The 24,975-nt window shown below is 63.0% G+C and carries 30 protein-coding genes and 1 pseudogene; 18 read left to right on the top strand and 13 right to left on the bottom strand.

Annotation, left to right across the window (positions count from 1 at the left end; translation table 11 throughout):
• Nucleotides 1-12 precede the first annotated feature (12 nt).
• The 4 genes and pseudogenes from FZF13_RS21990 to blh all read right to left on the bottom strand — a co-directional run bounded on the left by FZF13_RS21990 (nt 13) and on the right by blh (nt 2,560).
• The gene (locus FZF13_RS21990) at nt 13-444 is read right to left on the bottom strand and encodes a DUF6691 family protein (protein WP_024925128.1); all 432 of its coding nucleotides are present in this window, start codon (nt 442-444) and stop codon (nt 13-15) included.
• 2 nt (nt 445-446) lie between these two features.
• Complete coding sequence (locus FZF13_RS21985) at nt 447-875, bottom strand: YeeE/YedE family protein (RefSeq protein ID WP_024925127.1); 429 nt, start codon at nt 873-875, stop codon at nt 447-449.
• Nucleotides 876-880: 5 nt separating this feature from the next.
• Nucleotides 881-1,219, bottom strand: coding sequence for an ArsR/SmtB family transcription factor (locus tag FZF13_RS21980; RefSeq protein WP_024925126.1), 339 nt, complete (start codon nt 1,217-1,219; stop codon nt 881-883).
• A 6-nt stretch (nt 1,220-1,225) separates the two neighbouring features.
• Nucleotides 1,226-2,560, bottom strand: a pseudogene (blh, locus tag FZF13_RS21975) (bifunctional sulfur transferase/dioxygenase Blh).
• Nucleotides 2,561-2,783: 223 nt separating this feature from the next.
• On the opposite strand from blh, the gene FZF13_RS21965 reads away from it, so the two are divergent.
• The 5 genes from FZF13_RS21965 (at nt 2,784) to FZF13_RS21945 (ending at nt 7,274) form a co-directional block, all read left to right on the top strand.
• Nucleotides 2,784-3,209 (top strand): hypothetical protein, encoded by a 426-nt coding sequence (locus FZF13_RS21965; protein WP_139116466.1) that lies wholly within the window; start codon nt 2,784-2,786, stop codon nt 3,207-3,209.
• Nucleotides 3,182-3,952, top strand: a complete 771-nt coding sequence (locus FZF13_RS21960; protein ID WP_024927539.1) for a class I SAM-dependent methyltransferase — start codon at nt 3,182-3,184, stop codon at nt 3,950-3,952. Before FZF13_RS21965 ends, FZF13_RS21960 begins: the two co-directional genes overlap by 28 nt.
• A 280-nt stretch (nt 3,953-4,232) precedes the next feature.
• Nucleotides 4,233-4,622: a winged helix-turn-helix transcriptional regulator gene (locus tag FZF13_RS21955; protein ID WP_024925122.1), complete on the top strand. Its 390-nt coding sequence runs from the start codon at nt 4,233-4,235 to the stop codon at nt 4,620-4,622.
• A 330-nt stretch (nt 4,623-4,952) separates the two neighbouring features.
• A complete protein-coding gene (locus FZF13_RS21950) occupies nt 4,953-6,107 on the top strand; it encodes a porin (protein ID WP_024927268.1) in 1,155 nt (384 codons plus the stop codon).
• Between the two features lie 462 nt (nt 6,108-6,569).
• The gene (locus FZF13_RS21945; RefSeq protein ID WP_024925120.1) at nt 6,570-7,274 is read left to right on the top strand and encodes an MOSC domain-containing protein; all 705 of its coding nucleotides are present in this window, start codon (nt 6,570-6,572) and stop codon (nt 7,272-7,274) included.
• A 50-nt stretch (nt 7,275-7,324) separates the two neighbouring features.
• On the opposite strand, the gene FZF13_RS21940 is transcribed toward FZF13_RS21945, so the two are convergent.
• Together FZF13_RS21940 and FZF13_RS21935 are read right to left on the bottom strand one after the other, a co-directional pair.
• The gene (locus tag FZF13_RS21940) at nt 7,325-9,247 is read right to left on the bottom strand and encodes a L,D-transpeptidase family protein (protein ID WP_024925119.1); all 1,923 of its coding nucleotides are present in this window, start codon (nt 9,245-9,247) and stop codon (nt 7,325-7,327) included.
• Nucleotides 9,248-9,470: 223 nt separating this feature from the next.
• On the bottom strand, nt 9,471-10,217 hold the full coding sequence (locus FZF13_RS21935; protein ID WP_024925118.1) for an SDR family NAD(P)-dependent oxidoreductase: 747 nt from the start codon (nt 10,215-10,217) through the stop codon (nt 9,471-9,473).
• Nucleotides 10,218-10,317: 100 nt separating this feature from the next.
• Here FZF13_RS21935 and FZF13_RS21930 point away from each other — a divergent pair, with 100 nt between their 5' ends.
• The gene (locus FZF13_RS21930) at nt 10,318-10,950 is read left to right on the top strand and encodes a TetR/AcrR family transcriptional regulator (RefSeq protein WP_024925117.1); all 633 of its coding nucleotides are present in this window, start codon (nt 10,318-10,320) and stop codon (nt 10,948-10,950) included.
• A gap of 74 nt (nt 10,951-11,024) precedes the next feature.
• Entirely contained in the window at nt 11,025-11,420 is a 396-nt protein-coding gene (locus tag FZF13_RS21925) for a rhodanese-like domain-containing protein (RefSeq protein ID WP_024925116.1), read from the top strand.
• A gap of 17 nt (nt 11,421-11,437) precedes the next feature.
• On the opposite strand, the gene FZF13_RS21920 is transcribed toward FZF13_RS21925, so the two are convergent.
• Nucleotides 11,438-12,349 (bottom strand): alpha/beta hydrolase, encoded by a 912-nt coding sequence (locus tag FZF13_RS21920; RefSeq protein WP_024925115.1) that lies wholly within the window; start codon nt 12,347-12,349, stop codon nt 11,438-11,440.
• Between the two features lie 48 nt (nt 12,350-12,397).
• On the opposite strand from FZF13_RS21920, the gene FZF13_RS21915 reads away from it, so the two are divergent.
• Complete coding sequence (locus tag FZF13_RS21915) at nt 12,398-12,850, top strand: MarR family winged helix-turn-helix transcriptional regulator (RefSeq protein WP_024925114.1); 453 nt, start codon at nt 12,398-12,400, stop codon at nt 12,848-12,850.
• A 35-nt stretch (nt 12,851-12,885) separates the two neighbouring features.
• Here FZF13_RS21915 and FZF13_RS21910 read toward each other — a convergent pair whose 3' ends face one another.
• Together FZF13_RS21910 and FZF13_RS21900 are read right to left on the bottom strand one after the other, a co-directional pair.
• On the bottom strand, nt 12,886-13,497 hold the full coding sequence (locus tag FZF13_RS21910) for a pyridoxamine 5'-phosphate oxidase family protein (protein WP_024925113.1): 612 nt from the start codon (nt 13,495-13,497) through the stop codon (nt 12,886-12,888).
• 166 nt (nt 13,498-13,663) lie between these two features.
• Entirely contained in the window at nt 13,664-14,017 is a 354-nt protein-coding gene (locus FZF13_RS21900; protein WP_024925112.1) for a gamma-butyrobetaine hydroxylase family protein, read from the bottom strand.
• Between the two features lie 199 nt (nt 14,018-14,216).
• Between FZF13_RS21900 and moaA the strand changes: the two genes are divergently transcribed.
• The 10 genes from moaA (at nt 14,217) to FZF13_RS21850 (ending at nt 22,332) form a co-directional block, all read left to right on the top strand.
• Nucleotides 14,217-15,212, top strand: a complete 996-nt coding sequence (moaA, locus tag FZF13_RS21895) for a GTP 3',8-cyclase MoaA (protein WP_024925111.1) — start codon at nt 14,217-14,219, stop codon at nt 15,210-15,212.
• A gap of 154 nt (nt 15,213-15,366) precedes the next feature.
• On the top strand, nt 15,367-16,287 hold the full coding sequence (locus tag FZF13_RS21890; protein ID WP_024925110.1) for a DMT family transporter: 921 nt from the start codon (nt 15,367-15,369) through the stop codon (nt 16,285-16,287).
• Between the two features lie 56 nt (nt 16,288-16,343).
• Nucleotides 16,344-16,973, top strand: coding sequence for a molybdenum cofactor guanylyltransferase MobA (gene mobA / locus FZF13_RS21885; protein WP_024925109.1), 630 nt, complete (start codon nt 16,344-16,346; stop codon nt 16,971-16,973).
• A complete protein-coding gene (gene mobB, locus FZF13_RS21880) occupies nt 16,970-17,479 on the top strand; it encodes a molybdopterin-guanine dinucleotide biosynthesis protein B (RefSeq protein ID WP_024925108.1) in 510 nt (169 codons plus the stop codon). Before mobA ends, mobB begins: the two co-directional genes overlap by 4 nt.
• Before the next feature lie 198 nt (nt 17,480-17,677).
• Nucleotides 17,678-18,463: an ABC transporter substrate-binding protein gene (locus FZF13_RS21875; RefSeq protein WP_024925107.1), complete on the top strand. Its 786-nt coding sequence runs from the start codon at nt 17,678-17,680 to the stop codon at nt 18,461-18,463.
• A 112-nt stretch (nt 18,464-18,575) separates the two neighbouring features.
• Complete coding sequence (locus tag FZF13_RS21870) at nt 18,576-19,289, top strand: ABC transporter permease (RefSeq protein WP_024925106.1); 714 nt, start codon at nt 18,576-18,578, stop codon at nt 19,287-19,289.
• Entirely contained in the window at nt 19,286-20,107 is an 822-nt protein-coding gene (locus FZF13_RS21865) for an ABC transporter permease (protein ID WP_024925105.1), read from the top strand. The genes FZF13_RS21870 and FZF13_RS21865 overlap by 4 nt, the downstream gene beginning before the upstream one ends.
• Nucleotides 20,108-20,307: 200 nt before the next feature.
• Entirely contained in the window at nt 20,308-21,177 is an 870-nt protein-coding gene (locus FZF13_RS21860; protein ID WP_024925104.1) for an NAD(P)-dependent oxidoreductase, read from the top strand.
• Between the two features lies 1 nt (nt 21,178).
• On the top strand, nt 21,179-21,607 hold the full coding sequence (locus FZF13_RS21855) for a cell envelope integrity TolA family protein (protein ID WP_024925103.1): 429 nt from the start codon (nt 21,179-21,181) through the stop codon (nt 21,605-21,607).
• Between the two features lie 20 nt (nt 21,608-21,627).
• Nucleotides 21,628-22,332: a DNA alkylation repair protein gene (locus tag FZF13_RS21850; protein WP_024925102.1), complete on the top strand. Its 705-nt coding sequence runs from the start codon at nt 21,628-21,630 to the stop codon at nt 22,330-22,332.
• A 59-nt stretch (nt 22,333-22,391) separates the two neighbouring features.
• On the opposite strand, the gene FZF13_RS21845 is transcribed toward FZF13_RS21850, so the two are convergent.
• The 4 genes from FZF13_RS21845 to FZF13_RS21830 all read right to left on the bottom strand — a co-directional run bounded on the left by FZF13_RS21845 (nt 22,392) and on the right by FZF13_RS21830 (nt 24,905).
• Nucleotides 22,392-22,883 (bottom strand): Lrp/AsnC family transcriptional regulator, encoded by a 492-nt coding sequence (locus FZF13_RS21845; protein ID WP_024925101.1) that lies wholly within the window; start codon nt 22,881-22,883, stop codon nt 22,392-22,394.
• Nucleotides 22,884-22,985: 102 nt separating this feature from the next.
• Complete coding sequence (locus FZF13_RS21840) at nt 22,986-23,612, bottom strand: uracil-DNA glycosylase family protein (RefSeq protein ID WP_024925100.1); 627 nt, start codon at nt 23,610-23,612, stop codon at nt 22,986-22,988.
• A 10-nt stretch (nt 23,613-23,622) separates the two neighbouring features.
• Nucleotides 23,623-24,234, bottom strand: a complete 612-nt coding sequence (locus tag FZF13_RS21835; protein ID WP_024925099.1) for a glutathione S-transferase — start codon at nt 24,232-24,234, stop codon at nt 23,623-23,625.
• A 50-nt stretch (nt 24,235-24,284) separates the two neighbouring features.
• Nucleotides 24,285-24,905, bottom strand: a complete 621-nt coding sequence (locus FZF13_RS21830) for a thermonuclease family protein (RefSeq protein ID WP_024925098.1) — start codon at nt 24,903-24,905, stop codon at nt 24,285-24,287.
• Nucleotides 24,906-24,975: the final 70 nt, after the last annotated feature.

Here is a 24,975-nt window from a genome sequence, read left to right as displayed (position 1 = left end):
CCGGCGATGTCGTCACGCCGCTGCGGCGGCGAGCTTTCTGTTGGCCACGATGCGGGCCAGCCACATGCCGAGGAACATCGTCGGCAGAAAGACGTAGGCACCGGTGGCGCCCAAGGTTGCCGCGGTCAGCGCCGGCCCCGGACAGAAGCCGCCAAGGCCCCAGCCGATGCCGAAGATGGCCGGTCCGACCAGCACCTTGCTGTCGATGTCGGTCTTCGCCGGCAGGTGGAACGCGCTGGCGGCAACAGGCTTGGGGCGGCGGAGCACGATGCGGTAGCCGATGAAGGCCGTGACAACGGCGCCGCCCATGACGAAGGCAAGCGACGGGTCCCAGGTGCCGAGCAGGTCGAGGAAGTTGAGCACCTTGGCCGGGTCCGACATGCCCGACACGACGAGCCCGATGCCGAACAAAAGGCCGAGCGCGAGATTGACGAGAAACGACATGGTCATGCTCCCACGATGTGACGGACGACGAGGACGGTCGCGAAGGCTGTCGCTATGAAGGTCAGCGTGGCGACAAGCGAGCGCGGCGACAGCCTGGAGAGGCCGCAGACGCCGTGGCCACTGGTGCAGCCATTGCCATAGACCGAACCGAAGCCGACCAGCAGCCCGGCCACGGCGATCAGCGGCAGATTGGACGAGACCGACTGCAGCACCGCCTGCCCCGTCGCCACGGAATAGATCACGGGCGCGACGACCAGCCCCAGAACAAAACCAAGGCGCGACAGGAAAGCGCCGTCGAGATAGGGCGGCAGCAAGCGGCCAGCGATGCCGCTGATGCCGGCGATGCGCCCTTCCCAGGCCATCAGCAGAACCGCGGAGAAGCCAATGAGGACGCCGCCAAGGGTGGAGGCGATCGGTGTGAATTCGGTCATTTCTCTCAGCTCTCGTTTCTGGCGTCAGCGCCGGGGGCACAGAACATCTGGTAGAGCAGGGTGACGACCGCCCTCACCCGTTCATCGGCGAGCCGGTAGAAGACGGACTTCGATTCCTTGCGTCCGACGATCAGGCCCGCATCGCGCAGCTCGGCGATCTGCTGCGACAGTCCCGGCTGCCTGATGCCGAGACTGTCTTCCAGTTCGCGCACCGAGTGCTCGCCGTCGACAAGCGCGCAGGCGATCATCAGCCGGTTGGGATTGGCGAGCTTCTTGAGGAATTCGGATGCCTCTCCTGCCCGTTCGAGCAGATCGGCAACCGGCATGTTCGGTTGCTGGACCATGGTTCTCTACCCCCAGTTCGCGCCCTGCAGCGCGTCGAGCGGGAATTTCAGGTAGCGCTTGCCGTTGGCCTCGGGCTCCGGCAAGCGGCCGCCATTGATGTTGATCTGCAGCGCATGCAGGATCAGCTTTGGCATCGGCAGCGTGCGGTCACGCGCCTCGCGCACAGCGACGAACTCCGCCTCGGTCAAGAGCTTCGAGATGTGTGAATTGCCCGCCTTCTGCTCGGCAACCGTGCTTTCCCATTTCGGCTCGCGGCCGCCCGGCTGGTAGTCGTGGCCGGTGAACAGCCTCGTTTCCGCCGGCAGCGACAGGATCTCCTGGATCGACTGCCAGAGCCGCCCGGCGCTGCCACCGGGAAAGTCGGCGCGCGCGGTGCCGCTGTCGGGCATGAACAGCGTATCGTGGATGAAGGCCGTGTCGCCGACGACATAGGTGATCGAGGCCAGCGTGTGCCCCGGCGAGAAGAGCACCTTTCCCTCGAGTTCACCGACGGAGAAGGTCTCGCCCTCTGCGAACAGCTTGTCCCACTGCGAGCCGTCCGCGTTCAGCTCCGGCCAGTTGTAGATGCCCTTCCACAGTTTCTGGACGTCGACGACACGTTCGCCAATGGCGGTCGGCGCACCCGTCTTCGACTTGAGATAACGGGCCGCGGAGAAGTGGTCTGCATGCGGGTGGGTATCGAGGATCCATTCGACCGCCAGCCCCCGTTCCTCGATGAAGTCGAGGATGTGGTCGGCATTGACGGTCGCCGTAGTGCCCGACTTCTCATCGAAATCGAGCACGGGATCGACGATCGCACACTTCTTCGTTGCCGGATCGGCGACGACATACTGCACCGAAAAGGTCCGGGGATCGAAGAATGCGGTCACTTCGGCTTTCAGGTTCATGGCAAGCCTCACGATCGGTTCAGGTTCAAATCGTCAGTTGTTGTTGCGCAGCCAGTCCTTGGCACCGGCGAAATTGATGCCGAGCCGCTGACCGACCGCGTCGAGTTCGTCGGCCGACATCCTACCGTCGAGAACCTCGCCGATCGCCCACAGCGTGGCGGAGCGTGTGCCACCCTTGCAATGCGCAAGCACGGGCCCGTCGGCCTCGACTACCGCCTTCTGGAAGGCACGCACCGTCTCAAGCGTATAGCGCCCCGGCGCCACGGGGATGTTGACGAAATCCATGCCCGCCTGCCCCGCAAGCGCGGCGGCATCCGCCATGCTGGGCTGGCTCGGCTCTTCATTCTCGGGGCGGTTGTTGACGATCCTGCGGACGCCGGCCTCGCCGGCGGCAGCCACATCGGCATCGGTCGGCTGTCCGGAAACCCAGAGCTTATCGGTCACCTTGATCATCGCACATCCTCTCGAAATCGCTTCAAGCCGCCGCACTCACATGGCGCGGCATCATTTTCGATATCTAGATATTAACGATTACATTTTTTTGCAATAGATATTTTGCAATTAACAACCCGCAGGCCTTACCGCCCGAAGCCACGGTTTTGGTCAAACAGGAAGCGGACTGGAGACCTCGCCTCGGATTCGAACCGGGGTTAACGGAACTTGCAGGTTTCGTGCGTTGCCATCCCGCCCCGAGGTCACGAAGGATTTATATCGCACGACGACACACTGGAAAACCGGCAAGCCGATGAAGCACTCACTTTTGGCGCATCTGAACCTCAACCTTGCGGCGGACTTCATCCGGCTTTCGGCGGAAATGTCTGCGCTTGTCGGGCCGGTTGAAACCCCGCGCGCCATCGCTGTCACGCAATCAGGCGGAAGGCCAATCGCTCATAGAGACGTTGGATTGACGCTCAACGATCGAGATCACCACCGCCTGCCCTGCCTCGGTTACAACCGCCATCCGCCCCCCGCTTCAGGCACCGGCGACGGCCTCGCAGAACACTGGCCACCGAAACGGGAAAACGATATAATTGCAATTCGTTGTGCCGTCTTTCTTCAGAAAGCGATCCGCGGATGGGGTTTGCTCAACCACATCAACTGAAGTTGGCTTTCGACCGGCTTCGCTTCAGGCTGCATCGCGACGGGTTTGCCGCGCTTGTGCGGCTTGGCCTGGCAAGGTTGCGAGGTCGGCGGCATCAAAATGCCGAAGGCAGCGCGTTCGATCGTGAATTCGGTACCGACACCGAAGGCAATGTTCCTTTATGGCAGTTGGAGATCGATAGTCCCCATCAGCTTGAAGGAGCGCACTATCAGACATTGGCGCCCTTTCTGATCCGCAGATCGATCGAGGCTTTGCCGGCAGATCTGGAAGATTTTTCCTTTTGCGACCTGGGCTCCGGGAAAGGTCGCATCCTCATGATCGCGTCCGAATACCCCTTCAAACGGGTGATCGGCGTGGAATTTTCGCACGAGCTGAACGCGGTCGCCGCCGAAAACATTCTGAAGTACCCCGCATCGAGGCGCGTCTGCCAGGATGTTTCGACACTTCAAATGGACGCGATCGACTACCAGTTCCCCTCCGGGAATCTGCTGGTTTTCCTGTTCAATCCATTCGGCGAAACCGTCCTGCGGGGTGTTCTTGCCAATCTGGAAAGCGCGCTCCTGCGCGAGGAAAGAAGCGTCTGGATCGTCTATTTCAACGCCGTTTGCGCGCGATTGATCGACGAAAGCGGCTTGTTCAGCAGGGTCGAGATTTCAGACACATTCGTTGCCTTCAAGCATGAGCCGGGGATAGGGACCGCCATGCCCGCGATCTCGGAATCCACCCCACAGGACGAGCCCTGATCGTCCGGGCAACGTCCACATTGGCACTGCAATTCTTCCCGCCAAGGGCCTGTTTCACCGCCATGGCGGACTGACGAAGTCTCCGCTAACGCGATTTTGATCTGGCACCGGCTCCCTGAAACCGGCGCGCGGGTGCATCCTGTCGCACCGATTCTGGCCGCCGTCTCTTCGCCAACCTTGCGAGAGACATCCGCAGAAAATCTGCTGGAACTTAAGCGCCGCCAAGACCGTTAGAGGCCATTCGTCCCATTTCCAACCGGGGGTCCTTCAGGAGTGCATTATGATCAATAGTACCTCGGATCGTAGCGAGGACGAGGACCGCGTCGTACACGAACTTTTCGCCGACAAATGGACCATACTGGTTTTGCAGGCCATCTACCGCGCCGAAAGCGCTTTACGCTTCAATGTCTTGAAGCGCCAACTGGTGGGCATCACCCAGAAAACGCTGACACAGAGTTTGCGGCGGCTCGAACGCAACGGCCTGATCAGCCGGCGACTGGTCGACACCGCGCCTCCTGGCGTCGAATACAGCGTGACAGACCTCGGGCGTTCGGTGCGGACATTGCTCAACGCTATCCACCATTGGACGCACGACAACGCCGACCAGATTACGCGGGCGCAGCATCTTTTCGATCAGAAACAGCCCAAGCCGTCTAACGGCGCCTGGTGAGCTGCGATCCGTGACGTTATTGCAACACCGTGACAATCATGTCGGCGCTGAACAGCGCCGAACACTCCGTCACTCCGCCGGGCCATCCATCAATGTAAAATTATAAATTTCTCAATTACACAATGGAATCAATGACTTTTCAATTATGCGATATCCAATGATATACTTAGTAAATATTCCGAATGTTACAGACCAGTCACTTTTTTGTTACTAACGATAGCGGCCATGATCTAGGCATAGTTCGCCTTGTTTGGATCGGGAACTTCCGGCGAGGATTGCAATCGCGACAGGGGGAACTTGACGATCCCAAGGCACGGACAGGGGATTTCAGTGAAAATCCATACTTTACTTCTCAGCACCGGTGCGGCTCTGCTCGCAGTCTCGGGTGCACGCGCCGCCGACGCTGTCGTCGTCGCCGAGCCGGAACCGGCCGAATACGTCAAGATCTGTGACGTTTACGGCGCCGGCTACTTCTACATCCCGGGCACTGAAACCTGCCTGCGCATTGGCGGTTACATCCGTTACGATGCCGGTCTTGGCGACCGGGGTACCTTCGACGGCGCGCGTACCAACGACGTGCTCACCGGCAAGCAACAGAACACCTGGAACAAGAACACCCGCTTCACGCTGAAGACCTGGACCGGTCAGGAGACCGAGCTCGGCACCCTGAAGACCTACACCGAAACCCGCTTCAACTTCGGCAACGACAACAGCAATGCCGATGCTCGCAACCGTGGCATTTCGCTGAATTTCGCCTGGATCCAGCTCGGTGGCCTGCGTGTCGGTAAGGACGAATCGGCCTACGACACCTTCTCGGGTTACGCCGGCAACGTCATCCAGGATACGCTGGTTCCTTACGGTGAATTCGACACCAATCTGATCAGCTACACTTTCGACGCAGGCAACGGCTTCTCGGCGATCGTGTCGCTCGAACAGGGTTCGGGTAGCTACAATACCTTCGTGAAGGATGGCACCGGCGCCTGGGTTCCCGGCATTGTCGACAACACCATCGACAGCTACGCCCCGAACGTCGTGGTCGGCGCCAAGTACACCCAGGGCTGGGGCGGCATCACCGGTGTCGTTGCCTACAATCCGAGTTGGGAAGAGTGGGCCGGCAAGGTTCGCTTGGACGTGAACGCCACCGACCAGATCTCGCTCTTCATCATGGGCGGTTACGGCACGGACGACCACGCGGCTCGCAGCTTCTACAAGCCGTGGGGCGGCAACTGGGCATTCTGGGGCGGTGGCTCGTACAAGTTCAACGAGAAGACCACCTTCAACACCCAGGTGTCTTATGACGAGCAGAAGAACCTCGGCGTAGCCGCGAACGTGGCTTACCAGATGGTTCCGGGCTTCACCGTGACGGCCGAAGTTGACTACCTCAACGAAGGCAAGCGCGGCGACGCCGACTGGCTCGGCAGCTGGACCACCACCGACAAGAAGAGCAGCGTCGGCGGCATCCTCCGCTTCCAGCGCGACTTCTAAGGCTGAGGCTCTTTTGGTTTAGCGGGTGAAAGGTTTGACCTCCAGTCATTCGCTCTTTTTATCCAAGTGAAGACGTCATCAGACATCGACCCGGCCCCCATGGCCGGGTCGTTTTTTTGATGGAAAGCCAGGCGGAAACCGCCGCATCTACGTTGGCTGGCGGCACGACCATCGTCGCGGCCCGCTCTATCGCCGCTTTGGCCAAACCGCTAACAGGTAGCGATGCGCTATGAGTGGCTGCTTCACCTTGCCGGCATCCTGATCGCCATCGCCGTGGCAGGCCACGAGATGGGCTGGTGGTGAAGGCTGGACATCGCTCGATACGATTTGACCGCCCCCGGCCACCCAAGCCATGGGTCAGTCCTTTGCATCGCCTGGCGCCTTGATGGCCGCTGACGACAAACCCCAGATAAGGGCGGATATCGCAGCGACCTGCTCATTTTGCCGAGGACACTGCCCAGCATGACCACCTTCCATGTGACCGAACTGCGCATCGGGCAAGCGGTGCCGTTTGGCCCGGATGGCGCGCTGAGTGCCATCGACAAGCACAAGGTCGACGGGCCGGTTCGGGCGGAAAAACTCGGACTTGACGGCGACCAACAGGGCGACCGCAAACGTCACGGCGGCCCCGACAAGGCGATCCACGCCTATGCGGTTTCGCACATGCCGGACTGGGCAGCCGAACTGCCGCATCGCGCCGCGCGCTTCAGCCCCGGCGCCTTTGGCGAGAACCTGGTCTTGGACGGGATAACCGAAGCCGATCTCTGCCTCGGAGACCTCTGGCGCGTCGGTGGCGCGCTGCTGGAGGTCAGCCAGGGCCGCCAGCCCTGCTGGAAGCTCAACCTGCGCTTCGATCTGCCTGACATGGCACGCCGCGTGCAGGATACGGGGCGCAGCGGCTGGTATTTCCGGGTGTCAGAACCAGGCATCATCGCCGCCGGCGACCACGGCCGGCTGATTAAGAGGCGACATCCCGACTGGTCGGTGGCCAGGGTATCGCACCTTCTCTACCACGACCGCATGAACCGGGCAGCACTCGCCGGTCTCGCCGCCCTGCCCGGCCTGCCGGACAATTGGCGCCGCCTCGCCGCCGCCCGGCTGTCGTCGGGCCAGACCGAAGACTGGTCCCGCCGCATCGACACCCCGCAGCCGCTGAAGGCGGACTAGCGTCATCACGCTGGCCGGAGTGATGGGCAAGCGCCTGTTGGGCGCTTGCGTCAGCTCGACGGGCTGCGCACCGCGGCGACTGCTTCCAGCGCCTGCCGCAAGCGGTCGTCGCGACCGTAGACGTCGTCGAAATATTCGACCTTGCCGGACATGTCGGGCCAGGCGGTGAAATAGGCGACATAGACCGGAATCTTGCGCGTCACCTGCTGCGAGGAATGGCCCTGCGCCAGCTTGTCGGCAATGTAGTCGACCGAGGTGTCGAGCACCGCGGCGGCCATGCCGCGCGGGTCCTGGAGGCGCACGCAGCCATGGCTCAGTGCCCGCATGTCGCGCTGGAAAAATGCCTTTTGCGGCGTGTCGTGCATGTAGATGGCGTGCTTGTTGGGGAACAGGATCTTCAGTTCGCCCAGCGCATTGGCCTCGCTCGGCTGCTGGCGCACATTGTAGGGGATCTTCGAACCGTATGCGCCCCAGTCGACCGCGTTGGAGGGAATGCGTTTGCCGCGCGCGTCCGTTACCTCATAGCCGGCCCGGTCGAGATAGCCCGGATCGCGCCTCAGCCTCGGCAGCATCTCGTTGACCAGGATCGACTGCGGCACGCCCCAATAGGGATTGTAGTCGACCTGCTTGATCTCATCGAAGAAGAAGCTGGTCTGGTTGGTGACCTTGCCGATGACGGTGCGCGTCTTCAGCTTCTCCACGCCGCCATCGATATAGCTGGCCGTGTAGGCAGGCTGATTGATGAACACGCGCGGGCTGCCCAGATCGGATGGATGCCAGCGCAATTCCTCCAGCGCGTATTGCACCTTGGCGATGCGGTCGGCCTTGGACGAACCGGCGAGAGCCGCCACTGTGCGCGGCCCGATGACGCCGTCGCCCTTCTGGCCTGCCTTCTTCTGCGCCGCCTTGATGACAGGCACGAGTTCCTGGCCATAGGTCTCGCTGGTGCCGAGCCTCGCCAGCACCTCGCCATATGCGCCGCCCATCTCGTCATCGAGGTCGCGGGCGATCAGCGACAACAGCTTGGGTAGCTCCGGGCTGGTCTCGCCAGGCTTGAGCTTCAGCTTGGGATCGACGACGATCTGGTTCTCTTCGCTGGCCTTCAGCGTTTCGAGTTCGACACGCAGCGCCTGGTATTCGGGATTCTGCGGATGGCGCGATTCCAGATAGGTGGCCGTCTCCTGGGTATGGGCAAGCGCCTTCAACGCGGCCTCGCGGTCGAACGGCTTCGCCGGGAAATCATAGTAGCCGGAGATTTTGTTGGGATCGATGCGGCCGTCCTGGGCATCGTCGATGTAGCGCAGCACGCGCGCCGACAGTGCCATTTCGAAGCGGATCATCTCCTTCGTGCGGGCTGCCGGATCGGTGACGGTCGCAACCGGCACCTCGACCGTGTAGTCCGACGGGGCAAGCCCGTAGCTCGCCGCTTCGCCCAGCACGCGCAGCGCCTGCTTGGCGCGCTCGTTGACCTCGGTTCCGGTCACCCAGATGAAGCCCGGATTGGCGGCGTAATAGGCGACAAGCGCCTTGGCATTGGCCGATTCGGCAAGAAGGTCGTAGCCCACCAGCCCGGCAAGAGCATCGCGGAACGCGCCGTCGGTCTGTCCCGGCTCGAACGCCACCTTCTGCGGCGCTGCCGACAGCGACGAAAAATCGACCCGGACCAGCGGATCGGCCTTGTAGGTATTGTAGGTCGGCCCGGTGATCTTGGCGATCGCCGCCTGCTTGCGTGTGCCGGGCGGTGGTGGAAACTCGCCGCGCCGAACCTGTTTGCGCGGCTCGCCACGCCCATAGGTGTCGCCGAAATAATCGTCGCCGCCGCGCATGGAGGGCGACTGGCCCGGCCTGCCGCCACTGCCGCCGAACAACATGTCGAACAGCCCGTCGGCACTGGCCTGTGGGGCCCCGAGCGCCAGCGTCGCGGTCAAAGCCGCGATCGAAAGCAGCACGGTTTTCTTACCCAGCGATTTCATGAACCACCCTCTCCAGCCCGTTCCTGGGCCCCGAATTCCGCCGCGGATGCTCTGGTCACAGGCGTGGCGGTTCTATGGCAGGATGATAACGTTTCACACCCTTTTGGTTAAGCCTCCATGAAACCACTCACACTGTTGCAGAATGGTCCTGTGGGAACTGGCCAGCGGGGCGGGAATCCATCCCTACCCCGCTATCAACGAAATCAGGCCCGGAACGGTTGCCTCAGATGTTGGCGCCGCCGTCTATGGTGAAGGCCGAGCCGGTGACGAAACGGCTTTCCGGACCGGCAAGCCAGGCGACCAGGCTGGCGATTTCCGAGGCATCGCCGAAGCGCGGCGTTGCCATCTTCTGGCGCTGGTGTTCGGCATGTGGCCCGTTGGCAGGGTTCATATCGGTGTTGGTCGATCCGGGATTGACGATGTTGGCGGTGATGCCACGGGACCCGAGATCGCGCGCCAGCGCCTTGGTGAGCCCGACCAGCCCCGCCTTGCTCGCCGAATAGGCGGCAAGCCCCGGGTCCGACACGCGGTCGGCCAGGTTGGATGAAATCGAAATGATCGAGCCACCCTCGCCCATCAGCGCCGCAGCAGCCTTGGAGGCAACGAACGGCGCCCGCAGATTGACCTCGATCGTTTCGTCGAAATCGGCAAGCGAAAGCTCGCCCACCGGAGCCGCGCGCCAGATGCCGGCGCTGTTGACCAGGATATCCAGCCGGCCGAGCGCGCCGGCCGCTTCCTTGACCGAACGTTCGACCGCCTCGGCGTCGCGATTGTCGGCCTTGATCGCGACGGCGCGACGCCCACTCGCCTTGATCTCCTTGACCACGGCTTCGGCCTTGTCGGCGCCGTTGACATAAGTAATCGCCACGTCCGCGCCTTCGGCCGCAAGCCTGCGGGCGATCGCCGCGCCGATGCCCCTGCTGCCGCCGGTCACTAGCGCTGCCTTGCCCTGCAAATTGGTGGAAGTCATCGATATTCCTTTCTGTATCAATCGATACATAAACATCTGGCGATGTTGCGCAGCGCCGTCAAGACATTTATGTATTGATCAACACAGAAAGGAAGACCCCATGGCCGACCGCGGACGTCCACGCAGTTTCGATCGCACCGCCGCCCTCGGGCGGGCGATGGAGGTGTTCTGGACGAAAGGTTACGAAGGCGCGTCGCTGAGCGACCTGACCACGGCGATGGGCATCAATTCGCCCAGCCTCTACGCCGCCTTCGGCAGCAAGGAAGCGCTCTTTCTCGAGGCCACCGACCACTACAACAAGGTGGTCGGCACCGAGATATGGCAAGCGATCGAGAGCGCCCCGACGGCGCGGGCCGCCATGGCCGGCTTCCTTGGCGCGACGGTCGACGCCTATTCGCGCACGGATTGCCCGCAGGGCTGCCTCATCGCGCTGAGCGCGCTGCACCGAGATTCCACCTCCGGCGCGATCTGCACCGACCTGCGCCGCCGGCGCGCCGCCAATGTCGATGCCTTGCGCGGACGCTTCCTGCGCAGCGTCGCCGTAGGCGATCTGCCGGCGGGATTTGACTGCGAAGCGGCGGCGCTGTTCTACGCCACCGCCCAGCACGGCATGTCGATTATCGCGCGCGACGGCGCCTCGCGTGAGGAACTGGCGGCGGTTGCGGATTGCGCCATGGCGGCCTTCCAGCCCCTGGTCGAGAAAGCACGGGCCAAGGGCGATCGCCACGCGTGACAAACGCGCTGCCGTATGCTGGAAATCCCCGCAACGATGTTTCGAAATTGACAGAAGACCTGCGGAGGAATGCCGTGAAGAAGGGCTTTCGCCAGATGCTGGACGAGGCCAATGCCGAGATCGAGGCGGTGTCGCCCGATCAGGCGGCGGCGTTGCTCGAGGACGACGGCACCATCTTCGTCGATCTGCGCGACCCGCGCGAGGTCGAGCAGAACGGCCGCATCCCTGGCGCCAAGCATTGCCCGCGTGGCATGCTGGAATTCTGGATCGATCCGGAAAGCCCCTATCACAAGCCCTATTTCGCCTCGGGCAAGAGCTTCGTCTTCTTCTGTGCCGGCGGCTGGCGCTCGGCGCTCGCCACCAAGACCGCGCAGGATATGGGCCTGGCGCCGGTCAAGCACATATTGGGCGGCTTCACCGCATGGAAAGACGCCGGCCTGCCGGTCGAACTGGCCGAAGCCAAGAAATAGAGCCGGCCTGTTCGAGCTTAGTGCACCAATTCGGGTTTGACGCGCTCAGCCGCGAAAGCGATCGACCTCTGCACCACGCCGGGATCGGCGAGGATGCGGCGGTGGCCGAGCCCTTCCGCCCGGTGCAGCCGGACATGGTCGCCAGCGCTGGCGTAAAGTTCGGCGTGGCGCATCGAAACCTCGCGATCGTCCGGCGCGTGGATAACCAGCGTCGGCAGCGGCGTCGTGGCCAGTTGCCGGTCGCCCTGGAATTCCGAGAGCGGTCGCCCGGAAAGCCTCTCCACCTCGCCGGCCATGACCCGCTGCGAGCGCGGACCGACATTGAGCATGCGGCTGAACTCGGCGAACAGGTCCGGGATCGAGCAAGGAGCCGCGATCAGCACCAGCCTGTCGGTGCCGACCGGCAGGAACCCCTTGACCGAGCCGACGGCCGCGTTGGTCGCCACGGCGCCGCCGAAGGAATGGCCGACGGTGGCGACGAAAGGGCCAAACCAGTCGCCGGCCAACCGTGTCGCCTCGACGGCATTGATCATGTTGAGCCTGCGGCCGCTGGAAGCGCCGTGCCCCGGCAGATCGAGCGAGACCACCCTGTAGCCGTCGCGCAAAAATCCTTCGATGAGCGCGCGCATATATTCGGTGCGCGAGCGCCAGCCATGGATGACGAGAACCGTCCCACGCGCCGCCTTGCCTGGCTCCGGGCGAAATTCGTGCACGGCGACGCAGCCTGCCTTGGTCTTCAGCCGATGATGGCGTGCCTCGGCCATGAAATCGGCCGCGCGTTCGACAGCGCGGCGCTCATTGTCAGTCGGCTTATTGACGTTTGGCGTGCGGCAGAACAATTGGAAGGCGATACGGCCCGCGAAACCGGGCGCGATACGCTCACCAACGCCGAACATGCCCCGGATGACCTTCAAACCAAATGATGCCATAGTGGCGATCCACCATATTAGTTCAATGATGAACATGTTAGTTCAAGAATGAACAAAAAACAAGACTTGCCTTGGGACAATCCGCGATTCCGCAACTGGATCGCTCTGGTGCGCGCCGAAAAGGCCGTGGTGGCGGCGCTGACCAAGGCGCTGCAGCCGCTGGATCTGAAGCTGGCGCAGCTCGACATGCTGATGAACCTCTACCGGCATCCCGGCATGTCGCAGCACGATCTCGCTCGCAAATTGCTGGTGGGACGCTCCAACATCACCATGCTGTTGCCGCAACTGGAAACGCGCGGCCTGGTCCAACGCGAGAACGATGCCAAGGACAAGCGGGTGATGCGGCTCACCCTCACCGACAGCGGCGAGGCGCTGCTGATGGAGGCCCTGGCGATCTACAACGGACTGATCGAACAGGTGATGTCGCAGTCGTCGCCGGCCGAATGCGACCGCATGGGCGCCATGATGCAGCGCATCACCGAAGCCATGAAGGTGGAATAGCAGCGCCTGCTATCGCAGCGCGGCCCGGCAAAGCCTCACCACATCGACTTCTTAGCCCGCTCCGGCCATTCCTTGTCGTAGGTCTCGCCGTCGATGCCCTTGCGGCTGGTCACTTCGAGGATCTGGCCGGGGGTCGGCAGGCTTTTCGGGTCGACGTGTTTTTCCGGGTTCCACAATTCCGAGCGGTGAATGGCGCGGGCGCACTGGAAATAGACCTTTTCGACCGCGACCACCGTCACCGACCGTGCAGGTTTTCCTTCGACCGTGAACGACGCGCACAGTTCGGGATCGATGGATATTTCAGCGCGGCCGTTGACGCGCAGCGTGGTGCCCGAGCCCGGCACCAGGAACAGCAGGGCGACGCGCGGGTCGCGGATGATGTTCTTCAGCGAATCGGCGCGATTGTTGCCGCGCCGGTCAGGCATCATCAGCGTTCTTGCATCATGGATGCGCACGAAGCCGGCGAGGTCACCGCGCGGCGAACAATCCAACCCCTCCGGCCCGACAGTGGCCAGCGCCACGAAGGGCGAGGCTTCGATGAAGGCGGCGTATTCGGGAATGATATGGTCGAGTTCCTTCACCAGCGAAGCCTCGCCGGGAAGCCCGTAAAGCGCTTCGAGTTGTTCGACGGTCTCTATTTTCGACATCGCCCTCATCCTTGCTGCCCGCCGGCTAACGCAACCATGTAACAGTTTGACGACGAAGCCCGGCTAACGCATCGGCCCGAAAATCGGAATCGATTTTCGGTAAGCACGATGCGCAAATTCAAAGTGTTAGAGCGTCCTTTGCGCGTCCGAATGGACGCGCGGCGCTCTAACGATCCCGGCTCAGTCCCTTTTCCGACAATTCGTCCAGATACCCCTGCCACCGGCTGTCCATTTCGTGGCCCAGCGTATGCAGGTAGTTCCAGGTGAAGATGCCGGTGTCGTGGAAATCGTCGAAAGTGATGCGCACCGCATAATTGCCAACCGGCTCGATCTTGAGGATGGCCACGTCGCGCTTGCCGGGCACCGTCACCCGTTGCTCTGGCGAATGGCCCTGCACCTCGGCCGACGGCGACAGCACCCGCAGCAGTTCGGCCGGCAGTTCAAACGGCCGGTGGTCCGGAAAAGTCACCGTCAGCAGCCTGCGGTCCTTCGAGACCCTCAATTCCTTTGGTGCCGACATCGTGACTTCCTTTGCGATAATTCGCCTTCCTACGCCGCATGACCGCTCTTGGGAAAGCTGTTTCGCGCATTCGACACATTGTGTCGTTCCCCGCATCGGACGAAAAGCCAAGATCGGCGATCTTGAACGACAAGCAACTTCGTATCACATAGATGGTTATAGCGGGCCGCGCTTCGGCTCCGAGTAACGGAACTGCCGCATGAACATGATCGACCCGTTCGGTCGCACCATCAGCTATCTGCGCGTGTCGGTCACCGACCGCTGCGATTTCCGTTGCGTCTACTGCATGGCCGAGGACATGGCCTTCCTGCCGAAGAAAGACCTTCTGACGCTGGAAGAACTCGACCGGCTCTGCACCGTCTTCATCGAGAAGGGCGTGCGCAAGCTGCGCCTGACCGGCGGCGAGCCGCTGGTGCGCAAGAACATCATGCACCTGGTGCGCGAACTGTCGCGCCATCTGAAGAGCGGCGCCCTCGAAGAACTGACCCTGACCACCAACGGCTCGCAGCTTGCCCGTTTCGCCGGCGAATTGGCCGATTGCGGCGTGCGGCGCATCAACGTGTCGCTGGACACGCTCGATGCCGACAAGTTCCATTCCATCACGCGCTGGGGTCATCTCGACAAGGTGATGGCCGGCATCGATGCCGCCCAGGCCGCCGGCCTCGAAGTCAAGCTGAACGCGGTCGCGCTGAAGGGCTTCAACGACGTAGAGATACCGCAGATGCTGCGTTGGGCGCATGGCCGCGGCATGGACCTGACGCTGATCGAGACCATGCCGATGGGCGAGATCGAGGCTGACCGCACCGACCAGTATCTGCCATTGTCGCTGGTGCGCGCAGAACTGGAGCGCAGCTTCACGCTCAACGACATTGCCTACAAGACCGGCGGCCCGGCACGTTATGTCGAGGTCGCCGAAACCGGCGGCCGGCTCGGCTTCATCACGCCGATGACGCATAATTTCTGCGAAAGCTGCAACCGCGTCCGGCTGACCTGCACCGGCACGCTTTATATGTGCCTAGGCCAGGAGGATGCCGCCGACCTGCGCGCGCCGCTGCGCGCTTCCGAGGGCAACGAGCTGGTTTCGAATGCCATCGACGAGGCGATCGGCCGCAAGCCGAAGGGCCACGATTTCATCATCGACCGCCGCAGCAGCCGGCCGGCCGTGGCCCGCCACATGAGCGTCACCGGGGGCTGATCGGCCGATCGTGGCCGAACCGCTCCAAGACGACCAATTCCGACACGGAAGCGGAGTTTTCCGAACAACTTCCTGGTGCTGGCCCAGCGCTTGACCGTTGCAGTTTCGCGCGTCGGTGGTACGGCTTTGCTCGAACGCCTGACAGGAAACGCCCTTGCCTCTCTCGCCCAACCTCCGTGGCGCGCTCTACATGGTTGTGGCGATGGTCGGCTTTGCCTTCAACGACGCCATCACCAAACACGCCTCGGCCTCGATGAACATGGCGCAGGTCATGCTGGTGCGCGGCGTCTTCGCTTCCGCACTGATCGCGGTGCTGGCCTGGCGGCGCGGCGCGCTCGCCGCTCCGCATCTGGTGCTGCACCCGCTGGTTGCCCTGCGCGCGCTGGCCGAGGCCGGCGGCACGGTGAGTTTTCTCCTCGCACTCGTCCACCTGCCGCTCGCCAATGTCTCGGCGGTGATGCAGGCGCTGCCGCTCGCCGTCACCATGGGCGCTGCCCTGGTCTTCGGCGAGGGCGTCGGCTGGCGCCGCTGGCTCGCCATCCTGATCGGCTTTCTCGGCGTGCTGGTTGTCGTGCGCCCGGGTTTCGAGGGTTTCAGCGTCTATTCGCTACTGGCGCTGGCCAGCGTCGCCTGCTGCGCCGTGCGCGACCTCGTCACCCGCAAGATCCCGGTCGAGATCCCGACCATGCTGGTCTCCACCTCCACGGCGGTCGTCATCACCCTGCTCGGCGGCGTCCTGCTTGCCCCCATGGGTGGCTGGACGCCGATGACGACGGCAGATCTTGTGTTGCTCGTGCTTGCCGCCGGCCTGTTGCTGATCGGCTATCAGTTCGTCATCCTGTCGATGCGCGCCGGCGACATCTCCTTCATCGCCCCCTATCGCTACACGGCGCTGCTGTGGTCGCTGCTGCTCGGTCTCCTCGTCTTCGGCGATGTTCCCGATGCGACCATGCTGGCCGGTTCGGCCATCGTCGTCGCCTCCGGCCTCTACACGCTCTATCGCGAGCGTGTCGCCGGCAAGCACCGCATTGCCGCCGAAAGCACTGGACCGGCCATGGAGCCGGACGGCATATAGGCTGAAGGCGGGTGGCGGCTGGAATGCAGTCCGCCGCGGCAGGGGAGATCGATACGATGAATGCGGAGATTGCGGGCGTTATCCTGGCCGGAGGCCTGTCGAGCCGCATGGGCGGCGGCGACAAGGGCCTGTTGCCGCTCGCCCGCCACTCCGTGCTCGAGCGCGTCACGGCGCGGCTCAAGCCCCAGGTCGGCCGCTTCGCCCTCAACGCCAATGGCGACCCGGCCCGCTTCGCGGATTTCGACGCTCCCATCCTGCCCGACAGCGTCGCCGGTTTTCCGGGCCCCCTCGCCGGCGTGCTGACCGGCCTGGAATGGGCGGCGGCCGAGACCAACTGCCGCGCGATCGTCACCGTCGCCGCTGACACGCCGTTCTTCCCCGAAACCTTGGTCGTCGGCCTGAGCGAAGCCGCCGCGGAGGCCGGAACCATTGCCATGGCGCGCTCGTCCGGCCGGCCGCACCCGACCTTTGCACTGTGGCCGCTGGCGCTGCGCGAGCCGCTGCGGCATTTCCTGGTCGAGGAAGGCAACCGGCGAGTGCTGTCCTTCATCGAACGCCACCGCTTCGTCGAGGTCGAATTCCCGCTGGCGCCGTTGCGCCACGGCACGCTCGACCCGTTCTTCAACATCAACACACCCGCCGACCTCGTGGAGGCGGAGCGTATCCTGCAAGAGCTTCCGGCATGAACAACCGCGTCTTCGGCATCACCGGCTGGAAGAATTCCGGCAAGACGACCCTGACCGAGAAGCTTGTAGCCGAACTGGTGCGGCGCGGCCGGCGCGTCTCCACCGTCAAGCACGCCCACCACGAATTCGACATCGACAAGGAAGGCGCCGATTCGTTCCGCCATCGCCAGGCCGGCGCCACCGAAGTCGCCATCGTTTCGGGGCGGCGCTGGGCGTTGATGCACGAATTGCGCGGCGAGGACGAGCCGAAGCTTTCCGATATACTGGCGAGGCTGGCGCCGGCCGACATCGTCATCGTCGAAGGCTACAAGCGCGAAAGCCATCTGAAGATCGAGGCGCGCCGGCTGGAGGCCAAGGACTGCGCACCGCTGGCGCCGTCGGACCCCAGCATCGTCGCCGTCGCCGCCGACCATCCGCAAGCCGGCGAGACGCTGCCTGTCTTCGATTTGAACGACGTCGCCGCGATAGCCGACTTCGTCGAACGGCAGACGGGTCTGGCCGCCTGAAAGACGTCCGCCGGCCGGCAAGCTTCCCCTGCGATATGCCTAAAACTCACGTAATTTTGCCGAGGCTGAAAAGCTTTGTCGGCGGTTTTGCAGTTGCTTTCACTTGCGAAAAAGTTCCACTATCCGGCCAGCGGGCGATAAGAAACTCGCCCCAACGAGCCGTTGTCAGAACGGCCGAGACCAACAGAGAGGATCATCATGCGTATTGCAATGCGTATCGCGCTCGCCACGTCGGCCATGGTGCTGGCCCTTGGCGCAGCCCAGGCCCAGGAGAAGGTCGTCAAGATCGGCACCGAAGGCGCCTACCCCCCCTTCAACAACCTCACCTCCGACGGCAAGCTCGTCGGTTTCGACATCGACATCGCCCAGGCGCTCTGCGACGAGATGAAGGTGAAGTGCGAATTCATCGCCCAGGACTGGGATGGCATCATCCCGGCGCTGCAGGCCGGCAAGTTCGACGCCATCGTCGCCTCCATGTCGATCACCCCGGAACGCAAGGAAAAGGTCGACTTCTCCAACAAGTACTACAACACGCCCTCGGCCCTCGCGGTGCCGAAGGACAGCACGGTCAAGGGCGTGGCTAAGGCAGATCTCGCCGGCAAGTCGGTCGGCGTGCAGTCCTCGACCACCCATTTCAACTACGCCTCGAAGACCTATACCGATTCGACGGTGAAGCCTTACCCGACCGCGCAGGAGTATCAGCTCGACCTCGCCAATGGCCGCCTCGACGCGGTCGAGGACGACATTGTGGTGCTCAGCCAGTGGCTGGCGACGCCGGATGGCGCCTGCTGCAAGCTGCTCGGCCAGCCCTCGCCACAGCCCCCCGAAATCTTCGGCGAAGGCGCCGGCATCGCCGTGCGCAAGGGCGACACCGAACTCAAGGACAAGCTGAACGCCGCCATCAAGGCCATCCGCGCCAATGGCAAATACAAGGAAATCAACGCCAAGTACTTCAAGTTCGACGTCTACGGTTCGGAATCCTAAGACTTATTGTTGAAACGGCGAAAGGCGGGAATTTCCCGCCTTTCTTGCCAGATCAAGCCGTGTCATGGGGACGAACACGGCATGTCTAACGAGGATGGGGACAGGCGGGCGCATGGAAAGCGTATGGACGCTTCTTAGCTGGGGACCAGATGGCTGGTCCAAACAAATCGCCTATGGCGTTCTGATCACGATCTCGCTTGCGGCGGCTACCTTGCCCGTCGGTCTCGTCATCGGCTTCCTCATTGCCCTGGCCAAACAATCCAAGGACCCGTCGCTGCGGCTGGCCGGCAATGTCTACACCACCATCTTCCGCGGCCTGCCGGAACTGTTGACCCTGTTCCTGGTCTTCTTCGGCGCCCAGATCGCGCTGCAGAAGCTGGTCCAGTTGTTCGACCCCACCGGCACCGTCGAGGTGAACGCCTTCGTCTCCGGCATGATCGCGCTCGGCGTCGTCTTCTCGTCTTACGCCAGCGAAGTTTTCCTCTCCGCCTTCCGCGCCATTCCCAAGGGGCAGTATGAAGGCGGTTTCGCGGTAGGCCTCACCAGCGGCCAGACCATGCGTCTCGTGGTGCTGCCACAATTGATCCGTATCGCCCTGCCCGGCCTCGCCAATCTGTGGCTGATCCTGCTCAAGGACACCGCGCTGGTGTCCGCCGTCGGCCTCCCCGACATTCTGCGCCAGGCAGGCGTCGCCGCGCGTGTCACCAAGCACGCCTTCCTGTTCTTCGGTTATGCGGCGCTGATCTATCTCGTGCTCGCCATCATCTCCTCCTTCGGCATCAACGCCATTGAGCGCGCCGTCGGTCGCCGGGAGGCAAATCGATGAGCACCGCAACAGCCATCGTCGAAAAACCGGCGGAGCCGGCGCCCGGCTGGACCAAGGCCCGCATCACCGGCCATGTGCTCCTGGCGCTATGGGCGCTGCTTGGCCTCGGTCTCGTCTGGTTCCTTGTCGCGTCATGGAACCCGGAGCTGATCAAGAAATACGGGCCGAGCTATCTGTCGGGCATCGAAGTCACGCTGACCCTGGTCGCGATATCGATCGTCCTTGGCGCGCTGCTGTCCATTCCGATCACCTATGCGCGCATGTCGAAGAACCCGATCCTCTCTGGCTTCGCCTACGCCTATGTCTATTTCTTCCGCGGCACGCCGCTGCTCGCCCAGACCTTCCTTATCTATTACGGTCTCGGCTCCTTCCGTCCGCAGCTTGAGATGGTCGGACTGTGGAGTTTCTTCCGCGATGCTTTCAACTGCGCGATCTTCGCCTTTTCGCTGAACACCGCCGCCTATCAGGCCGAAATCCTGCGCGGCGCCATCGAAAGCGTGCCAAAGGGCCAGTGGGAAGGCGCGTCTTCGCTGGGGCTGCACAAGCTGCAGACGCTGCGCAAGATCATCCTGCCGCAGGCTCTGATCGTGGCGCTGCGCCCCTATGGCAACGAAGTCATCCTGATGATCAAGGGTTCGGCCATCGTCGCCATCATCACCGTCTACGACCTGATGGGCATCACCCGCCTGACCTATTCGCGCACCTTCGACTTCCAGGCCTATATCTGGGCGGCCATCTTCTATCTCATCATGGTCGAGGCGCTGCGGCATTGCATCGAATGGATCGAGCGGCGCATCACCCGCCATCTGCATCGCTGACCCGGCCGCGTTTGCCGGCTGGACCAAGCCATGAATTGCCCAAGCGCGCCGCAATCGGCTAGAGCGCCGCGCGTCCATTCGGACGCGCAAAGGACGCTCCAGCACTTTGAAGCTGCGCATCGTGCTTACCGAAAATCGATTCCGATTTTCGGGCCGATGCGCTAAGACTGCCGCCGCAGCGATTTGAAGGGATTTTCGGCATGGCAGCGGTGGCATATCTGGGTCTCGGCGTGATGGGCTATCCGATGGCCGGGCACCTGAAGAACAAGGGCGGCCACGACGTCACCGTCTATAACCGCACCACCGCCAAGGCCGAGAAGTGGGCCGCCCAGCATGGCGGCAATGTCGCCCTCACCCCGAGACAGGCCGCCGAAGGCAAGGACTTCGTCTTTTCCTGCGTCGGCAACGACGACGACCTGCGTTCCATCACCATCGGGCCCGACGGCGCCTTCCATGCCATGAAGAAGGGCTCCGTCTTCATCGACAATACGACGGCGTCCGCCGAAGTCGCGCGTGAGCTCGCCGCCGAAGCCGAGAAGCGCGGCTTTTCCTTCCTCGACGCGCCGGTTTCGGGCGGCCAGGCCGGTGCCGAAAACGGCGTGCTCACCGTCATGGTCGGCGGCGCCGAGGATGTTTTCGAGCGGGCCAGCCCGGTCATTTCCGCCTTCGCGCGCATGGTCGGGCTGATGGGTCCGGCCGGTGCCGGCCAGCTCACCAAGATGATCAACCAGATCTGTATCGCCGGCCTGGTCCAGGGCCTCGCCGAAGGCATCCACTTCGGCAAGAAGGCCGGGCTCGACATCGAAAAGGTCGTCGAGGTCATCTCCAAGGGGGCGGCCGGTTCCTGGCAGATGGAAAACCGCCACAAGACGATGAATGCCGGCAAATATGATTTCGGCTTCGCCGTGGACTGGATGCGCAAGGATCTGGGCATCTGCCTGGCCGAAGCGGACAACAATGGCGCGCGCCTGCCGGTCACCGCACTGGTCGACCAGTTCTACAAGGATGTGCAGGCGATGGGCGGCAGCCGCTGGGACACCTCCTCGCTGCTTGCCCGCCTGGAGAAATAGCATGCGCCGGGCGCCGTTCCTGCTGTCGGCGCTCCTCATCGCATCCGGTCCCGCCGGCGCTGACCCGCAGAAGACCGCGGCCGACTATGTCCGCGGTCAAATAGTGCGCTGCTGGATTGTTCCCGCCGATGCTTCCGGCATCGGTGCCGTCATCATTCGGCTGAAACTCGACCGCAAGGGACTGGTCCGGGAAACGCCGGAACTGGCCGGCCACGAGGCAACCGTCCGCATCCAACTCGACGACAACGGCACGGTTGTCGGCCCCCCTCGGATCGTCGCGACGCCACAGGACAAGAAACGCGCGGCCCTTGTTCAAAGCGCGATACGGGCCATCCGGAAATGCTCGCCTTTTCCGAAACTGGTTGAATTGGCGCCATACGACAGCTGGAAAGAGATGACGATTACCTTCGACCCATCGAAGCCCCTTTGAAAAGCTTATCCGGGAAAGCCATGACAGATCCTCTTTCTCCCGCCTCGACCGCAGCCGAAATCCTCGCTCATCTGCATACGCTCGCCTCGGAGGAAAAACGCCAGGGCATGCAGCGTTTCGGCATCAGGATCGAGCGGTCGCTCGGTATTCCGCACGGTCCCCAGCGCGACATTGCCAGGAAGATCAAACGCAATCACGAGCGGGCTTTCGAGCTATGGGAAAGCGGTATCGTCGAAGCGCAGTTCATTGCCTGCTCAACTGTCGACCCGAAGCGCTTTTCCATAGATGACGCAAGGGCTTGGGCCGAGACTTTCGATTCCTGGGATGTTGTCGACGGCGTTACCAGCCTGTTCGTCGACACCGACCACTGGCAGCCGCTGATCGCCGAATTCGCGGCCGACGAGCGCGAATTCGTTCGCCGCGCCGCTTTCGCGATGATTGCCTGGGCGTCGGTGCACCGCAAGAAGGAGCCGGACGCCACCTTCGAGGCTTTTCTGCCGTTGATCGAGGCGCATGCGGGAGATCCCCGCAACTTCGTCAAGAAGGCCGTCAACTGGGCCCTGCGCGAGATCGGCAAGCGCCGGATGGCGCTGCATGGCCCGGCACTTGCCACGGCCGAGAAGCTGGCCGCTTCTCCCGACAAGACCGCACGCTGGATCGGCAAGGACGCCGTGCGCGAATTGACCAATCCGAAGACGCTGGAGAGGCTGGCCAGGCGCAGCTAGACCGGCTTGCTCAACGTCGCGCTTTCGCGCGACGCCGAGTCACAGAACGGTTAGACGCCTCAGGCCGCGTTGGATCCGGACTCGCGATCCAGGATCATGTAGTCGAGCGGCATTTCGGTGGTGAACTTGATCTGCTCCATCGCAAACACCGAAGACACGTCGCGGATCTCGATCTTGGCGATCAGCCGCTTGTAGAAGGCGTCGTAGGCGGCGATATCGGGCACCACCACACGCAGAAGATAGTCGACGTCGCCGCTCATGCGGTAGAACTCGACCACCTCCGCAAACTCCTGGATCACTTCCGAAAAACGCCGCAGCCATTCATGGCTGTGCGAATTGGTACGGATCGAGACGAACACCGTCACCCGGGCGTTGATCTTTTCAGGGTCCAGCACCGCGACACGGCGCTGGATGACGCCCTCTTCCTCGAGCTTCTGGATACGGCGCCAGCAGGGCGTCGTCGAGAGCCCGACCTTCTTGGCAACGTCCGCGACCGCCAGCGTTGCGTCCTCCTGCAACAGGCGGAGGATTTTTCTATCGAGACGATCCATTTTCGGCTCCCAGGGAAAATATTTCCCCATATTCCCTCTTATTTCCGTCACAAACAAGAAAGGAATTCTGCCGCATCGCAACAAAACGAGTGATAATTTGCGTCATCCGGGGTTAATTCGAGAGCGTATTTCCGATCTCAGGAAAGGCAGCAACTCTATTTCGAACCAGGGATTCTGCTTCAGCCAGCCAGTGTTGCGCCAGGAAGGATGTGGCAGTGGCAGCACTTTCGGGCCAGAACGACTGTCCCAGACGGCGCGCCAATCCCGTACCGTCTCGGTCAGCGATCCCCGGCGGGCCGTGCCCATGTGCCAGCCCTGCGCATAGATGCCGATGGTCAGCACGATCTCGATCTGCGGCATCAGCGCCATCAGCGGCGCCCGCCAGGCCGGCGCGCATTCCTTGCGCGGCGGCAGGTCGGCGCCCTTGGCATCCTGGCCGGGGAAGCAAAAACCCATCGGCACGATGGCGAATTTGTCGGCGTCGTAGAATTCTTCCGACGTGACGCCCAGCCAGGTACGCAGTCGGTCGCCGGAAGCGTCGGTGAACGGCAATCCGGAAAGATGCACCTTGGTGCCCGGCGCCTGGCCGGCGAGCATGATGCGCGCCGACGACGACGGTATCAACACCGGGCGCGGCTCGTGCGGCAACGGCTTTCCAAGCGGCGCGTCCACGCAGATGCGGCAGGCGCGCACCGCCTCGGTCAGGCGCTCCAGTTCGGTGCTGAGCATAGACCCTGCCTCAGGCGGCGGCGCTTGGCCGGCTGGAAACGGCCTGATGCCAGCGCCGCACATGCGTGCAGTCTTCCGGCATCTGGATACGGGCCGGTTTCATGAAATCCACCGCCACCAGCCCGGTGATGTCGGCGATGGTGTAACTGTCGCCGGCGATGAATTCGCGGCTCGCCAGTTCCTTGTCCAGAATGTGCAGGAACTCGACCGCTTTCGGCTTGTTGGCCTCGCCCCATTCGGGGATTTGCGGCACCTCCCATTCCTTCATGGCCGGGTGGATATGGCGAAAGGCCTGCGCAACCGGCAGGAACAGATTGAACTCCATGCGCCGCTGCCACATCTCGACCAGCGCCTTGCCGAGCGCGCCTGTACCGAACAGTGCCGGCTCCGGATGCAATTCCTCGAAATAGCGGCAGATGGCGACCGTCTCAGTAAGCACGGTGCCGTCGTCCAGTTCCAGCACCGGCAGCCGCCGCAGCGGGTTGCGCGATGTCACCGCCTCGTTCCTATGTTCCATCGCGCCCATGTCGACCGGCGTCAGCGGCACGCTCAGGCCCTTCTCGGCCAGGAAGATGCGCACCCGGCGCGGGTTGGGCGCGCGTCCGCCATCGAACAGTTTCATCGCCGGCTCCCGGGATTGTTTGAATTGCCCGGCCAACCATAGAGGCGGGTTCACCAGAAGCGAAGCATTTCTCTCAGCCAATCGCCAACGCTGGCGAGCGCCCCGTGCTGCGGCTCGCTGGCGCCGTCATGGGCACGGCGCCAGTCACGCGGCTCCTGGAAACTGCCGGCCCACACGCCGGCGCGGGCGCCACGCGCGGCGGCCTCTTCCTGCTCGAAATCGCCAAAGGCGATCGCCCAGCCCGCCTTCACCAGCGCCGCGTTCAGGTCGACGCCGCCGGCCGTGCAATCGCCCAGCATCCGGCCATAGCGATCGCGCTGCCAGCCCTGGCAGGACACCGGTTGCCCGCCAATCAGCTTCACCAGCGCCTGCCGCGCCAGCTTGCCGCAGGCATAGTCGGCGCCGTCCTTGTTGCAGGTCTGCATGTATTCGGGCGCGTCGATGCCACGCAGGCGGATGCGCTCGGCGCCCAGCGTGATCGTGTCGCCGTCATTGACGATGGCAGCGCCGCTTTCCTGCTTGGTCGCCACCCGGTCGAGCCGCGCCGCCACCAATGCCAGCAGACCAAGCAAAATCACGGCCAGCGCGTAATCGAGCAGCTTGCGCCACGGGCCGCGCGGACGCGGCTGAAAATGCCGCCGTCCAGGCCTTTGCGACCATGTTCGACTCATATGGCAAACAGTCTCTTAATGATTTCGCCTTAGCGTCCAGTCTGGAGCCGCTGCCTGCGACGATTGAAGT

The organism is Mesorhizobium terrae, assembly GCF_008727715.1.
In the GTDB taxonomy this organism is placed as follows: domain Bacteria; phylum Pseudomonadota; class Alphaproteobacteria; order Rhizobiales; family Rhizobiaceae; genus Mesorhizobium; species Mesorhizobium terrae.
The sequence above is the reverse complement of the archived record's forward strand: the minus strand, read 5'-3'. Positions and strand labels throughout refer to the sequence as shown.

What these genes read in the sequence shown, in the direction of transcription:
- FZF13_RS21955 (WP_024925122.1), top strand. Translation starts at nt 4,233, where the DNA reads ATGATCAATAGTACCTCGGATCGTAGCGAGGACGAGGACCGCGTCGTA.
- FZF13_RS21915 (WP_024925114.1), top strand. Translation starts at nt 12,398, where the DNA reads ATGAACAAAAAACAAGACTTGCCTTGGGACAATCCGCGATTCCGCAAC.
- FZF13_RS21830 (WP_024925098.1), bottom strand. Translation starts at nt 24,905, where the DNA reads ATGAGTCGAACATGGTCGCAAAGGCCTGGACGGCGGCATTTTCAGCCG.
- moaA (WP_024925111.1), top strand. Translation starts at nt 14,217, where the DNA reads ATGAACATGATCGACCCGTTCGGTCGCACCATCAGCTATCTGCGCGTG.
- FZF13_RS21930 (WP_024925117.1), top strand. Translation starts at nt 10,318, where the DNA reads ATGGCCGACCGCGGACGTCCACGCAGTTTCGATCGCACCGCCGCCCTC.
- FZF13_RS21945 (WP_024925120.1), top strand. Translation starts at nt 6,570, where the DNA reads ATGACCACCTTCCATGTGACCGAACTGCGCATCGGGCAAGCGGTGCCG.
- FZF13_RS21900 (WP_024925112.1), bottom strand. Translation starts at nt 14,017, where the DNA reads ATGTCGGCACCAAAGGAATTGAGGGTCTCGAAGGACCGCAGGCTGCTG.
- FZF13_RS21835 (WP_024925099.1), bottom strand. Translation starts at nt 24,234, where the DNA reads ATGAAACTGTTCGATGGCGGACGCGCGCCCAACCCGCGCCGGGTGCGC.
- FZF13_RS21845 (WP_024925101.1), bottom strand. Translation starts at nt 22,883, where the DNA reads ATGGATCGTCTCGATAGAAAAATCCTCCGCCTGTTGCAGGAGGACGCA.
- FZF13_RS21875 (WP_024925107.1), top strand. Translation starts at nt 17,678, where the DNA reads ATGCGTATTGCAATGCGTATCGCGCTCGCCACGTCGGCCATGGTGCTG.
- FZF13_RS21850 (WP_024925102.1), top strand. Translation starts at nt 21,628, where the DNA reads ATGACAGATCCTCTTTCTCCCGCCTCGACCGCAGCCGAAATCCTCGCT.
- FZF13_RS21960 (WP_024927539.1), top strand. Translation starts at nt 3,182, where the DNA reads ATGGGGTTTGCTCAACCACATCAACTGAAGTTGGCTTTCGACCGGCTT.
- FZF13_RS21840 (WP_024925100.1), bottom strand. Translation starts at nt 23,612, where the DNA reads ATGCTCAGCACCGAACTGGAGCGCCTGACCGAGGCGGTGCGCGCCTGC.
- FZF13_RS21865 (WP_024925105.1), top strand. Translation starts at nt 19,286, where the DNA reads ATGAGCACCGCAACAGCCATCGTCGAAAAACCGGCGGAGCCGGCGCCC.
- FZF13_RS21940 (WP_024925119.1), bottom strand. Translation starts at nt 9,247, where the DNA reads ATGAAATCGCTGGGTAAGAAAACCGTGCTGCTTTCGATCGCGGCTTTG.
- FZF13_RS21935 (WP_024925118.1), bottom strand. Translation starts at nt 10,217, where the DNA reads ATGACTTCCACCAATTTGCAGGGCAAGGCAGCGCTAGTGACCGGCGGC.
- FZF13_RS21920 (WP_024925115.1), bottom strand. Translation starts at nt 12,349, where the DNA reads ATGGCATCATTTGGTTTGAAGGTCATCCGGGGCATGTTCGGCGTTGGT.
- FZF13_RS21980 (WP_024925126.1), bottom strand. Translation starts at nt 1,219, where the DNA reads ATGGTCCAGCAACCGAACATGCCGGTTGCCGATCTGCTCGAACGGGCA.
- FZF13_RS21990 (WP_024925128.1), bottom strand. Translation starts at nt 444, where the DNA reads ATGTCGTTTCTCGTCAATCTCGCGCTCGGCCTTTTGTTCGGCATCGGG.
- FZF13_RS21985 (WP_024925127.1), bottom strand. Translation starts at nt 875, where the DNA reads ATGACCGAATTCACACCGATCGCCTCCACCCTTGGCGGCGTCCTCATT.
- mobB (WP_024925108.1), top strand. Translation starts at nt 16,970, where the DNA reads ATGAACAACCGCGTCTTCGGCATCACCGGCTGGAAGAATTCCGGCAAG.
- FZF13_RS21870 (WP_024925106.1), top strand. Translation starts at nt 18,576, where the DNA reads ATGGAAAGCGTATGGACGCTTCTTAGCTGGGGACCAGATGGCTGGTCC.
- mobA (WP_024925109.1), top strand. Translation starts at nt 16,344, where the DNA reads ATGAATGCGGAGATTGCGGGCGTTATCCTGGCCGGAGGCCTGTCGAGC.
- FZF13_RS21910 (WP_024925113.1), bottom strand. Translation starts at nt 13,497, where the DNA reads ATGTCGAAAATAGAGACCGTCGAACAACTCGAAGCGCTTTACGGGCTT.
- FZF13_RS21855 (WP_024925103.1), top strand. Translation starts at nt 21,179, where the DNA reads ATGCGCCGGGCGCCGTTCCTGCTGTCGGCGCTCCTCATCGCATCCGGT.
- FZF13_RS21860 (WP_024925104.1), top strand. Translation starts at nt 20,308, where the DNA reads ATGGCAGCGGTGGCATATCTGGGTCTCGGCGTGATGGGCTATCCGATG.